The organism is Cupriavidus nantongensis (assembly GCF_001598055.1).
In the GTDB taxonomy this organism is placed as follows: domain Bacteria; phylum Pseudomonadota; class Gammaproteobacteria; order Burkholderiales; family Burkholderiaceae; genus Cupriavidus; species Cupriavidus nantongensis.
The window spans coordinates 4,454,137-4,466,609 of the sequence record NZ_CP014844.1 but is presented as its reverse complement, the minus strand read 5'-3'; the positions used below and the strand labels follow the sequence as shown (position 1 = coordinate 4,466,609).

7 protein-coding genes are annotated in these 12,473 nt (G+C 68.2%); 5 read left to right on the top strand and 2 right to left on the bottom strand.

Features of this window, described 5'->3' with window-relative positions:
* Positions 1-29 precede the first annotated feature (29 nt).
* Positions 30-254, bottom strand: coding sequence for a hypothetical protein (locus A2G96_RS20640; RefSeq protein WP_010812270.1), 225 nt, complete (start codon positions 252-254; stop codon positions 30-32).
* A gap of 149 nt (positions 255-403) precedes the next feature.
* Here A2G96_RS20640 and ettA point away from each other — a divergent pair, with 149 nt between their 5' ends.
* Positions 404-2,071 (top strand): energy-dependent translational throttle protein EttA, encoded by a 1,668-nt coding sequence (gene ettA, locus A2G96_RS20635; protein ID WP_018005229.1) that lies wholly within the window; start codon positions 404-406, stop codon positions 2,069-2,071.
* A 497-nt stretch (positions 2,072-2,568) separates the two neighbouring features.
* On the opposite strand, the gene A2G96_RS20625 is transcribed toward ettA, so the two are convergent.
* Positions 2,569-3,717, bottom strand: coding sequence for a metallophosphoesterase (locus tag A2G96_RS20625; protein WP_062801886.1), 1,149 nt, complete (start codon positions 3,715-3,717; stop codon positions 2,569-2,571).
* A gap of 242 nt (positions 3,718-3,959) precedes the next feature.
* Here A2G96_RS20625 and A2G96_RS20620 point away from each other — a divergent pair, with 242 nt between their 5' ends.
* From A2G96_RS20620 to A2G96_RS20605, 4 genes are all read left to right on the top strand, one after another.
* Positions 3,960-6,401, top strand: a complete 2,442-nt coding sequence (locus tag A2G96_RS20620; protein ID WP_062801885.1) for a carbohydrate-binding family V/XII — start codon at positions 3,960-3,962, stop codon at positions 6,399-6,401.
* A gap of 185 nt (positions 6,402-6,586) precedes the next feature.
* Entirely contained in the window at positions 6,587-7,828 is a 1,242-nt protein-coding gene (locus A2G96_RS20615) for an efflux RND transporter periplasmic adaptor subunit (RefSeq protein ID WP_082819022.1), read from the top strand.
* On the top strand, positions 7,825-11,022 hold the full coding sequence (locus tag A2G96_RS20610; RefSeq protein ID WP_062801883.1) for an efflux RND transporter permease subunit: 3,198 nt from the start codon (positions 7,825-7,827) through the stop codon (positions 11,020-11,022). The genes A2G96_RS20615 and A2G96_RS20610 overlap by 4 nt, the downstream gene beginning before the upstream one ends.
* A complete protein-coding gene (locus A2G96_RS20605) occupies positions 11,019-12,467 on the top strand; it encodes an efflux transporter outer membrane subunit (RefSeq protein ID WP_062801882.1) in 1,449 nt (482 codons plus the stop codon). The genes A2G96_RS20610 and A2G96_RS20605 overlap by 4 nt, the downstream gene beginning before the upstream one ends.
* Positions 12,468-12,473: the final 6 nt, after the last annotated feature.

The following is a 12,473-nucleotide window of genomic DNA, read 5'->3' as shown; positions in this document are numbered from 1 at the left end:
GCCAGGTCTCATTCACCACGGTGGCCGGCTCAGTGGTGGTGGTGATGGTGGTGCATCCAGCTGTTGTCCAGCGAATTGACGAAGGACTCGACCGCGTCCTTGTCGCCGGTGGCATGGCGCATCATTTCGCCGCACTTGCAGAAACCCTGGTACGGGGTGATGTGCGAGCACGCCGACGTCTTCTGCAGGTACAGCGTGACGGGTTTGGTGCACTTCTTGCACTTGAACTTCAGGGTCAGGGCGGGTTTGCTCATGGCGATGGCTTGAAAAATCGGCGGAAAGACGAACCTGCGATTGTACCGGCGCAGGCCAAAGCTGGCCGGGCCCGGGCTGCGCGCGCCGGCGTGCCTGATACACTCCGCCATTCCCGCACCTACTCCAGCACCATCACCAACACGCACCCATGGCACAGTACGTTTTCACCATGAATCGCGTGGGCAAGATCGTTCCGCCCAAGCGTCACATCCTGAAGGACATCTCGCTGTCGTTCTTCCCGGGCGCCAAGATCGGCGTGCTCGGCCTGAACGGCTCGGGCAAGTCCACGCTGCTCAAGATCATGGCCGGCCTCGACAAGGAGATCGAGGGCGAGGCCACGCCGATGCCGAACCTGAACATCGGCTACCTGCCGCAGGAGCCGCAGCTCAACCCCGAGCAGACCGTGCGCGAGTCGGTGGAAGAAGCGCTGGGCGGCGTGTTCGAGGCGCGCAAGAAGCTCGATGAAATCTATGCCGCGTATGCCGAGCCGGACGCCGACTTCGACGCGCTCGCCGCCGACCAGGCCAAGTACGAAGCCATCCTGGCCGCCAGCGACGGCAACAACGTCGAGCTGCAGCTGGAGATCGCCGCCGACGCGCTGCGCCTGCCGCCGTGGGACGCGAAGATCGAACACCTGTCCGGCGGCGAAAAGCGCCGCGTGGCGCTGTGCCGCCTGCTGCTGTCGCGCCCCGACATGCTGCTGCTGGACGAACCGACCAACCACCTCGACGCCGAATCGGTCGACTGGCTGGAGCAGTTCCTGACGCGCTTCCCCGGCACCGTGGTGGCCGTGACCCATGACCGCTACTTCCTCGACAACGCCGCCGAGTGGATCCTGGAACTGGACCGCGGCCACGGCATCCCCTGGAAGGGCAACTACAGCTCGTGGCTGGACCAGAAGGAAGCGCGCCTGAAGCAGGAAGAGGCCAGCGAATCGGCGCGCCAGAAGGCGCTGCACAAGGAACTGGAGTGGGTGCGCCAGAACCCCAAGGGCCGCCAGGCCAAGTCCAAGGCGCGCCTGGCCCGCTTTGACGAGCTGAACAGCCAGGAATACCAGAAGCGCAACGAAACCCAGGAAATCTTCATCCCGGTGGGTGAGCGCCTGGGCAACGAAGTGATCGAGTTCGACAACGTCAGCAAGGGTTTCGGCGACCGCATGCTGATCGAAAACCTGAGCTTCAAGGTGCCGCCGGGCGCCATCGTCGGCATCATCGGCCCGAACGGCGCCGGCAAGTCGACCTTCTTCAAGATGCTGACCGGCAAGGAGCAGCCGGACAGCGGCGAGATCAAGATCGGGCCGACCGTGAAGATGGCCTTTGTCGACCAGAGCCGCGACGCGCTGGACGGCACCAAGACCGTGTTCGAGGAAATCTCGGGCGGCGCCGACGTGCTGACCGTCGGCCGCTACGAGACCCCGTCGCGCGCCTATATCGGCCGCTTCAACTTCAAGGGCGGCGACCAGCAGAAGCAGGTCGGCACGCTGTCGGGCGGCGAACGCGGCCGCCTGCACATGGCCAAGACGCTGATCGCCGGCGGCAACGTGCTGCTGCTGGACGAACCGTCCAACGACCTCGACGTGGAAACGCTGCGCGCGCTGGAAGACGCGCTGCTCGAGTTCGCCGGCTGCGTGATGGTGATCTCGCACGACCGCTGGTTCCTGGACCGGATCGCCACCCACATCCTGGCGTTCGAGGGCGACTCGCATGTCGAGTTCTTCCCCGGCAACTACCAGGAGTACGAGGCGGACAAGAAGAAGCGGCTGGGCGAGGAAGGGGCCAAGCCGAAGCGGATCCGGTACAAGCCGATCGTGCGGTGAAGCACTGCTGAGCGAGCAAGAGAACCAGGTCTGCGGGCCTGGTTTTTTTATGGTGCTGGCTGTATGTGCTGTCGAAAATTCTGAAACGTGTTGCCAGACCTTTGGCATTAGTGTGATGCCGGATAGGTTTGGGGGATGCGAAAGTCAATCCACCTCTTCGTTCTAAAGCGGCTACCTGGACGACTCGTGGCACCCGGCAGGGTAATTCGTGAACTGGAAAGGAGGTATGGCGATGAAATCCGCAAGATCTTCGGCATTGCCACCCACGCCCTCACCGCGGATTAAGCGGGGTACCTCATCGGTTTCCGTACATCTGACGAAATCCGAAATCGCCGAGCTAAGGCGGAACAAGAAACGCATCTCCGACTTGGCGCGAAAGGCATTCAGCTCGATGAACCTGAAGGCCAAGTAAAGCCCAGGCGCTGACCGCCGGTAGCTGAGCTTGCAAAATCCCCGCTTCAAGCCCGCGAAGAGTCTTCCTCTTTTACGGCACTTTCCTAGTTGCCCCGCACCAACCTCACCCGCGTAATCTCCGACGGCGCCCCGAACCGCTTCGGGGGGCCCCAATAGCCGGTGCCACGGCTGATATAGATCCACAGCGATCCATGCCGCACCAGGCCGGCGGTGTACGGCTGCTGCATCGGCACGAACAGGTTCCACGGCCAGAACTGGCCGCCATGGGTATGGCCCGACAGCTGCAGGTCGAAGCCCGCTTGCGCTGCCGCGGGCGCGGTGCGTGGCTGGTGGGCCAGCAGCACGCGCACGCCGGCGTCGGCGGGAGCGCCGGCGATGGCGCGCTGCGGGTCGCTGCGGTGGCTTTCATGGAAGCGGCCGGCGGAGTAGTCGGTGACGCCGCCCAGCACCAGCGCGTTGCCGTCATGCTGCAGCACCACGTGCTCGTTCATCAGCACGCGCACGCCCAGGCGGCGCAGTTCCTGGATCCACGGTTCCGCGCCCGAGTAGTACTCGTGGTTGCCGGTGACGAAGTAGGTGCCGTGGCGTGCCTGCAGCCGGGCCAGCGGTGCGGTGTGGGCCGACAGCTCGCGCACGGTGCCGTCGACCAGGTCGCCGGTGATGGCGACGGCATCGGCCTGCAGGCTGTTGACGCGGTCGACGATGCGGTCAAGATAAGGCCGCTTGATGGTGGGGCCGACATGGATGTCGCTGATCTGCGCGATGGTGAAGCCGTGCAGCGCATCGGGCAGGCCCGGCACCGGCACGTCGACCTCGACCACGCGCGCCAGCCGGCGCGCATTGACATAACCGGCCAGCGTGACCAGCAAGGCCAGCAGCGGCACTGCCACGGCGCTGCCGGCGGCCAGGCCGGGCGCACGCCAGCCCAGCAGTTGCCCCGCCAGCCAGGCGGCGGCGAGGGCCACGTCGCGGACCAGCGTCAGCACCAGCAGCGATGAGAAGAATCCCATGGCGAGCATGCCGATCCACGACACCAGGTCCGACCACGGCTGGCTGACGCGCCGCGCCAGCAGCCCGGCCGGCAGCAGCGCGCAGGACAGGGCCAGCCAGGCCACCGCCAGCGCCTTGACCGCCATCGGCGCCGGCATTGCCGGCAGCAGGCGCAGCCCGATATAGCCGTGCAGCAAGGCCGTGACGAGCGCCGCGGTCAGGATGGTGGTGCGTGGAGGCATGGGCGGGGATGCGGGGTGGAGTGAACAGAGATGAGGCCGTGCCGGGACGCTTCAAGGGCACCCGGGCCCATGGCCCGGTGCCGGCGGCTGATCTGTCTTTTTTCTGGCGCATCCTGAATGTTTTCAAATCGGATTGTTCGCGTTGACGGGCTACTCTAGATTCGCGCAATGGGCCGCCTGTTGTGCAGCATCCTGCCCGCGCGTGCCGGCAGCCGGCAGGCGGCGCCCTCCCGGAGAAACCCATGTCGTTTCGGATAAATCGGACCAGCAAGCAGACCAGCGCGCTGGTCGCGGCGGCCTGGCTGGCGCTGGCGCCGCTCGCCGCGCAGGCCGCCACGCCGGCCAAGCCGCCGTCAGCGGCGGCAGCCACGGCCGCGGCCCCTCTGACCTGGCCGCGCAGCTTTGATGCGGCCACCGACCATGTCGAGCTGTACCAGCCCCAGATCGAGACCTGGGAGGGCAACCGCCTGTCCGGGCGCGCCGCGGTGGCGGTCGGCGACAAGGCGGGCACGCCGACCTACGGCGTGGTCCATTTCTCGGCCACCGGCGATATCGACAAGCCGTCCGGGCTGGTGCAGCTGAGCCGGATCACGGTCGACAGCGTCGAAGTGCCGACGCAGCCCGACGCCGCCGACCGCGTGCGCCAGGTGCTGGTGTCGCGCCTGCCGGCCAATGGGCTGACGGTGCCGCTGGATCAGCTGCAGGCCAGCTATGCGGTATCGCAGCAACTGGCAAAAGCCGGCCGCGTCGCGGTGCGCAATGACGCGCCGCAGATCCTGTTTGCGACCACGCCGACGCTGCTGGTGCTGGTCGATGGCGAGCCCGCCTGGCGCGCCGTGCCCGGAACGTCGTACGAACGCGCGCTGAACAGCCGCGCGCTGCTGCTGCGCGCGCCCGATGGCGAGTTGTGGCTGAAGGCGGCCGGCTACTGGTATCGCTCCGAATCGGCCGGCGGCGCCTGGGAGGTGATGACGACCGTGCCCAAGGCGCTGGAGACCGCGGCCGGCAAGGCGGCCGCCGGCATCAAGCCCGACGCGATGCTGCCAGCCGACGGCAAGCGCCCTGCGCGCGCCCCGGCCATCCTCTTTGCCACCCAGCCGACGGAGCTGGTGGTGACCAGCGGCGCACCGCAGATGGCACCGGTCAGCGGCGTCAGCCTGCTGACCATGACCAATGCCGACCACGCGGTCTTTGTCGATCCGGCCGCCAACCAGTATTACGTGCTGGTCTCGGGGCGCTGGTTCCGCGCGCCGATGCTGACCGGACCGTGGCAGTACGTGCCGGGCAGCCAGTTGCCGGCGGACTTCGCCCGCATCCCGCCCACCGATCCCAAGGCCAATGTGCTGGTCTCCGTGCCCGGCACGCCGCAGGCGCGCGAGGCCGAGATCGCCGCCACCATCCCGCAGACCGCCACGGTGTCGCGCAGCAAGGCCAGCCTGACGGTGGCGTATGACGGCGCGCCGCGCTTCGTGCCGATCACCGGCACCTCGCTCAGCTACGCGGTCAATACCGGCACGCCGGTGATCGAGGTCGACGGCAGCCATTACTACGCGGTGGCCAACGGCGTCTGGTTCACCGCGCCGGCGCCCACTGGTCCGTGGCAGGTGGCGACCGAGGTGCCGTCGGCGATCTATACCATCCCGCCGACCTCGCCGGTGTACTACGTCACCTACGTGCGCATCTACGCCGTCACGCCGCAGACCGTGGTGGTCGGCTACACGCCCGGCTACATGGGCGTGGTTGTGAGCGCCGACGGTACCGTGGTCTATGGCACGGGCTATGTCTATCCGCCCTACGTGGGCGCGGTCTACTACGGCTATCCGGTGACCTATGGCTACGGCGCCGGCTTCGGCATCGGCATGGCCGAGGGCTTTGCCTTCGGCTTCGCCGCGGGCGCGTTCTGGGGCGCTGCGTCGCCGTACTGGGGCCCGTACTGGTGGGGCGGCCCGTACAACTGGAACTACGTCAACGTGAACCAGGCCAACTTCTACGGCCGCTGGGGCCAGGGCACGGTCACCCACGCGCAGGGCTGGAACGCCTGGACCGGCACCGAATGGCGCGGCACCGCGGGCGCCGGCTACAACCCGGCCACCGGCGCGCGCTACCAGGGCAGCCGCGGCGCCGCGTTCAATCCCTATTCCGGCAACTATGCGGCCGGCCGCCAGGGCAGCTTCGCCAACCCGTCGACCGGGCGCGAAGGCGCGGCGCGCGGCGGCGTGGCCGGCAACACCTACACCGGCGACTATGCCGCAGGGCGGCAGGCCGCAGGCTACAACGCCCAGACCGGCCGCGTCGGCGCCGCCGAGGCCGGCATCGCCGGCAATACGCAGACGGGGCAACACAGTGGCGGCAGCCGCGGCTTTGTCGCCAACCCGGGCAAGGACAACGCGGTGGTCTGGAACAACGGCAATGTGTATGCCGGGCACGACGGTTCGGTCTACCAGCACACCGACAGCGGCTGGCAGAAGCACACCCCCGGCGGCTGGGAGCCGGTGCAGCCGGGCAACGACGCCACCGCGAGACTGGAGCAGCAGCGCCAGGCGCGCGAGATCGGCCAGCAGCGGCTGCAGGGTTCGGCGCACGCGTGGCAGGGGCGCGGCTTCGTCGGCGGCGCTGGAGCGGGATTCGGCGGCCGCGCCGGGGGCTTCCGCGGCGGCGGCTTCCATGGCGGTTTCCGTCGCTGAAGCCATGGCGGCGGCGCGCTGACCGGCGCTTTCGAAAGTAGTAAAGACGTCGACAAAAGAATTGAATTGGCGCGCGGCGGGGCAGGGTCTTACCCTGCCGGAGAGAAGGGGAGCGCGGCCGGCGGACCGGTGCGGCGTAACACGGCCGACCACGGCGACCGCCCGCAGCCATCGCATGCATAACCATGGCGGGAGGGGGATCCGTGAATACTGCATTCCAATGGCGCGGCGCGCTCGGGCTGGCTTGCGCCATGGCGCTGGCCGCCTGCGGCAACGACAAACCGGCGGCGCACGCGCCGCCCGCGGCCGAAGTCAGCGTGATGACCGTGGCGCTGCGCGACGTGCCCATCGTCTACGACTTTGTTGGCCAGACCCAGAGCTCGCAGCAGGTGGAGATCCGCGCGCGGGTCAATGGCTTTCTCGACCAGCGCGTCTATACCGAGGGCGCGGTGGTCAAGGCCGGCCAGACCATGTTCCTGATGGACCCGAAGCCGTTTGCCGCGGCGCTCGACGCCGCCAACGCTGAGCTGGCGCAGCAGGTGGCGCGGCTCAAGACCGCCAATGCCGACCTGGCGCGGGTGCGCCCGCTGGCCGAGCGCAACGCGCTGAGCCAGCGCGACCTGGACGACGCGACCGGCAAGCAGCAGTCCGCCGCGGCCGCAGTCGAGGCGGCGCGCGCCAACGTCACCAACGCCAAGCTCAACCTGGGCTACACCACCATCAAGTCGCCGGTCACCGGCGTGTCCAGCTTTGCCAAGAAGCAGGCGGGCAGCTATATCGATCCGTCCAACAGCCTGCTGACCTACGTCGCCAAGCTCGACCCGATGTGGGTCAACTTCAGCCTGTCCGAGAACGAGGTGTTGACCGCGCGCGCCGGGCAGCAGTCCGGCGCGCTCAGGTTTCCGGCGCAGGGCGCCTTCGACGTGGTGATCGTGCTGGCCGACGGCAGCCAGTTCCCGCATCACGGCAAGATCACCTTTGCCGATGCCGCCTTCAACGCGGAAACCGGCACCTACATGATCCGCGCCGAGGTTGCGAATCCCGACGGCACGCTGCGCCCCGGCCAGTTCGTGCGCGTGAAGCTGCATGGCGCCGAGCGCCGGCAGGCCATCGCGGTGCCGCAGGAAGCCATCATCCAGGGGCCACGCGGCCAGCAGGTGTGTGTGGTCGGCCCCGACAACAAGGCGCAGCAGCGCGTGGTCGAGGCCGGCCAGTGGAGCGGCGACAACTGGATCGTCAGCACCGGCCTGAAGGCCGGTGAGCGCGTGGTGGTCAGCGGCATGCTGCGGCTCGCGCCCGGCGCGCCGGTGCGGCCGGTGGAAGCCACCGCGGCGCGGCCCGCGCCCGCTGCCGCGGCGGCCGCTTCAGGAGCGGCAGCGCCGCCACCCCAGCCCCAGGCTGCCGCCGGCGCCGGGGGCAAGCCATGAAGCTATCCCACTTCTTTATCGACCGGCCGATCTTCGCCTCGGTGCTGTCCATCATCATCGTGGTGGGCGGCCTGGTGGCGCTGACCAAGCTGCCGATCGCACAGTTCCCCGAGATCACGCCGCCGTCGATCACGGTCAGCACCAAGTATCCGGGCGCCAGCGCCGAAGTGGTGGCGCAGAACGTGGCCGCACCGATCGAGCAGCAGGTCAACGGCGCCGACAACATGATGTACATGAACTCGTCGAGTTCCTCCACCGGGGACATGACGCTGAACGTGTATTTCGAGATCGGCACCGACCCGCAGCTGGCGCAGGTGGACGTGCAGAACCGCGTCAACCTGGCGCTGCCGACCTTGCCGGATGCGGTCACGTCGCAGGGCGTGTCGGTGCAGAAGCGGTCGTCGGCGTTCATGATGGTGATCGCGCTGTATTCGCCCGACAACAGCTACGACCAGACCTTTGTCGGCAACTACGCCAATATCTACGTGCTGGACGCGCTCAAGCGCATACCTGGCGCCAACCAGGCGTCGATCTTCGGCAGCCCCGACTACGCCATGCGCATCTGGCTGCGGCCGGACCGGATGGCGTCGCTCGGCATCACCGTGGAAGACGTCAAGAACGCGGTCAGCGCGCAGAACCAGCAGTATTCCGCCGGGCGCATCGGCCAGTCGCCCACCGATGGCGAGGTCAAGCTGACCTTCCCGATCGCCACCAAGGGCCGCATGACCGAGCCCGCCGAGTTCGAGAACATGATCCTGCGCGCCCAGTCGGGCGACGCCGCGCTGGTGCGCCTGAAGGACGTGGGCCGGGTCGAGCTGGGCCAGAAGGACTATTCGCTGCGCAGCCGCTACAAGGGCAAGACCGCGACGCTGATGGCGGTCTACCAGCAGCCCGGCGCCAATGCGCTCGACGTGGCCAAGCAGGTGCGCGGCACGCTGGAAGAGCTGAAGAAATCGTTCCCGCCCGGACTCGAGTATGAAATCGCGCTCGACACCACCGAGTTCGTGCAGGAGTCGATCGGCGAGGTCGTGCACACGCTGCGCGACGCGGTGATCCTGGTGATCCTGGTGGTGTACCTGTTCCTGCAGAGCTTCCGCGCCACGCTGGTGCCGATCCTGGCGGTGCCGGTATCGATCATCGGCGCTTTCGTCGGCATGAGCATGTTCGGCTTCTCGGTCAATATGCTGACGCTGTTCGGCATGGTGCTGGCGATCGGCATCGTGGTCGACGACGCGATCGTGGTGATCGAGAACGTCGAGCGCAACATGACCGAGTTCAACCTGCCGCCCAAGGAAGCCGCCAAGAAGGCGATGGACGAGGTCAGCGGCCCGGTGGTGGCGATCGTGCTGGTGCTGCTGGCGGTGTTTATCCCGGTGGCGTTCCTGTCGGGCATCACCGGGCAGCTGTACAAGCAGTTCGCGGTGACGCTAGCGTTTTCGGTGGTGCTGTCCGGCGTGGTCGCGCTGACGCTGTCGCCGGCGCTGGCGGCGATCCTGCTCAAGCCGGGCGAGCAGAAGAAGAACCGCTTCTTCCGCTGGTTCAACGCCAAGTTCGACCGGCTGATCGATCGCTATGACGCCGCCAACCAGGCAGTGATCCGGCGCACGGTGGTGTCGCTGGGGGTGATCGTGGCGATGCTGGCGGCGATCGGGCTGATGTTCGCGCGTATCCCGTCGTCGTTCCTGCCGGTGGAGGACCAGGGCTACCTGCTGGGCGCGGTGATCATGCCGGATGCGGCCAGCCTGGACCGCACCCAGGCGCTGTCGCGCCGCGCCGAGGACTGGTTCTCCAAACAACCGGGGGTGGCCGCGGTGGCGGCGCCGACCGGCTTCAGCCTGATCGATTCGCAGAACAAGTCCAACGCCGGCACGCTCTTTGTCTCGCTCAAGGGCTTCAGTGAGCGCGGCGACGGCGAAAGCGCGGCCGACCTGATCGCCAACGCCAAGAAGGAGTTCTCCACCTACCAGGACGGCGTGGTGATCCCGATCAACCCGCCTTCGATCCCGGGCCTGGGCAGCACCGGCGGCTTCGAGTTCTGGCTGCAGAGCACCGGCGACGGCACCTACCAGCAGCTCGAGGGCAAGGTGCGCGCCTTTATCGCCAAGGCGCACCAGCGGCCGGAGCTGACCGGCGTGAACTCCACCATCAACACGCGCTCGCGCCAGCTGATGGTGGAAGTCGACCGCGAGCGCTCCGAGACCCAGGGCGTGCCGGTGGAACAGGTCTACTCGGCGCTGCAGACCATGTTCGGCTCGCTCTACGTCAGCCAGTTCCCGAAGAACAGCCGGCTGTTCCAGGTGATCCTGCAGGCCGAGCCCGACTACCGCTCGCGCCCGGAGGATATCGACAAGGTCTACGTGCGCAACCGCAACGGCGAGATGGTGCCGATCAAGGCGGTCACCACGGTCAGGTACGTGCCCGGCGCCGACATCGTCACGCGTTTCAACAACTTCCCGGCCGCCAAGATCATGGGCGACGCCGCGCCCGGCTACAGCTCGGGCCAGGCGCTGCAGGCGATGGAGGACATTGCGAAGGAGGTGCTGGGCGAGGGCTACAGCTATTCCTGGAGCGGGCAGGCGTACGAGGAAAAGACCGCGGGCTCGACCGCGATCTATGTGTTCGCCTTTGCCTTGCTGATGGTGTTCCTGATCCTGGCGGCGCAATACGAGAAGTGGTCGTTGCCGATCGGCGTGCTGCTGGCGGTGCCGTTCGCGCTGTTCGGCGCGCTGCTGGCGATCCTGATGCGCGGCATGCAGAACGATGTGTACTTCCAGATCGGCCTGACGGTACTGATTGCGCTGGCGGCCAAGAACGCCATCCTGATCTTCGAGTTCGCGGTGGAGATGCGCCACAAGGAGGGCCTGAGCGCCTACGACGCCGCGCTGCACGCGGCCAGGCTGCGGCTGCGGCCCATCATCATGACGTCGCTGGCGTTCATCCTGGGCTGCGTGCCGCTGGCCATTGCCAGCGGCGCCTCGGCGGCGAGCCGGCAGTCGCTCGGCACCGGCGTGATCGGTGGCATGCTCGGCGCCACGGTGATTGCGCTGTTCTTTATCCCGCTATTCTTCTGGGGGCTGGAGACCATGTCCGAGCGCAAGCCCAAGGCCAAGGGCGCCGCGCCGACGACCACAACACCACCCACAGCGCCACCCACAGCGCCACCAGCCACGCCGCCGACGGGAGAGCCGTCATGAGCGCGCGCCACAAGCTTGCCGGCGCCTGCCTGGCCGCGCTGCTGGGCGGCTGCGCCATCGGCCCCAACTACCAGCGCCCCGAGACCCCGGACCCGGCGCAGTACCGCCTCGACACCGGCGTGCTGACGGTGGCCGCCGACAGCGCCTGGTGGGACAGCTTTGGCGACCCGGTACTCAATGCGCTGGTGGAAGCGGCGCTGCGAAGCAACTACGACGTGCGCATCGCCGCGGCCCGCATCGACGAGTTCCGCGGCCAGCTGATGGTGGCGCGCAGCGGCTTCTTCCCGCTGCTGGGGCTGTCCGCGTCGGCGGCGCGCCAGCGTGCCGGCACCTTCAACGGCACGCCGTTCGCCGGGCTCGACGGGCCGCGCAATTCGTACCAGCTGCTGGCCAATGCCAGCTGGGAACTGGACCTGTGGGGCCGCATCCGGCGCCAGGCCGAGTCGGCCGAAGCCGAGCTGTGGAATGCCGAGTACGGGCGCCGCGGCGTGGTGCTGGCGCTGGCGGCGTCGGTGGTGCAGGGCTATGCCACGCTGCGCGGGCTCGACGCGCAGCTGGAGATCGCACAGCAGACGCTGGCGTCGCGCGCGAGCGGCCTGGATATCTTCCGCCAGCGCTACGAAGGCGGCGTGATTTCGCAGGTGGAACTGGCGCAGGCGGAAAACGACTACTACTCGACCGAGGCGTCGATCCCGCCGCTGCGCACCGCCATCGCCCAGACCGAGAACGCGCTGTCGCTGCTGCTGGGACGCGAGCCGGGCCCGGTCGAGCGCGGCAAGCCGGTGCACGACCTGCTGCCGCCACCCGCGGGCGCCGACCTGCCGGCGGCGCTGCTGTCGCGCCGCCCCGACGTGCTGCAGGCCGAGCAGGCCGCCATCGCCGCCAACGCGCAGCTGGGCGCGGTGCAGGCGCTGTACCTGCCGGCGGTGAACCTGAGCGGGCTGTTCGGCGCCATCGCCAGCACGCCCGGCGCGCTGTGGCACAGCGCCTCGCAGGTGTGGGGCATCGGCGCCGGGCTGACCCAGCCGATCTTCCAGGGCGGCGCCATCCGCGGCCAGGTGCAGAGCGCCGCGGCGCAGCGCCAGCAGGCCATGCTGGCGTACCAGGGCACGGTGCTGGCGGCGCTGGCCGACGTCAACAGCGCGCTCGCCAACAGCATCGAGACCCGCAAGCGGCTGGTCAGCCTGCGCCAGCAGGAGAAGAGCCTGCTGGTCTATGCCGACCAGTCCAGCGCGCGCTACGAAGGCGGCTATTCCAGCTACCTGGAAGTGACCACCGCGCAGGAGAAGCTGTTTGCCACGCAGCTGGCGGCGGTGCAGGGCCAGGTCGATGTGCTGACCGGCGCCGCGGCGCTGTACAAGTCGCTCGGCGGCGGCTGGCCCGCGGTGCCGCAGGAGGTAAGAGAGGCGGGGATGCAGGGGGAGGCGAAGGTGTTGACGCGGTAGTCGTGG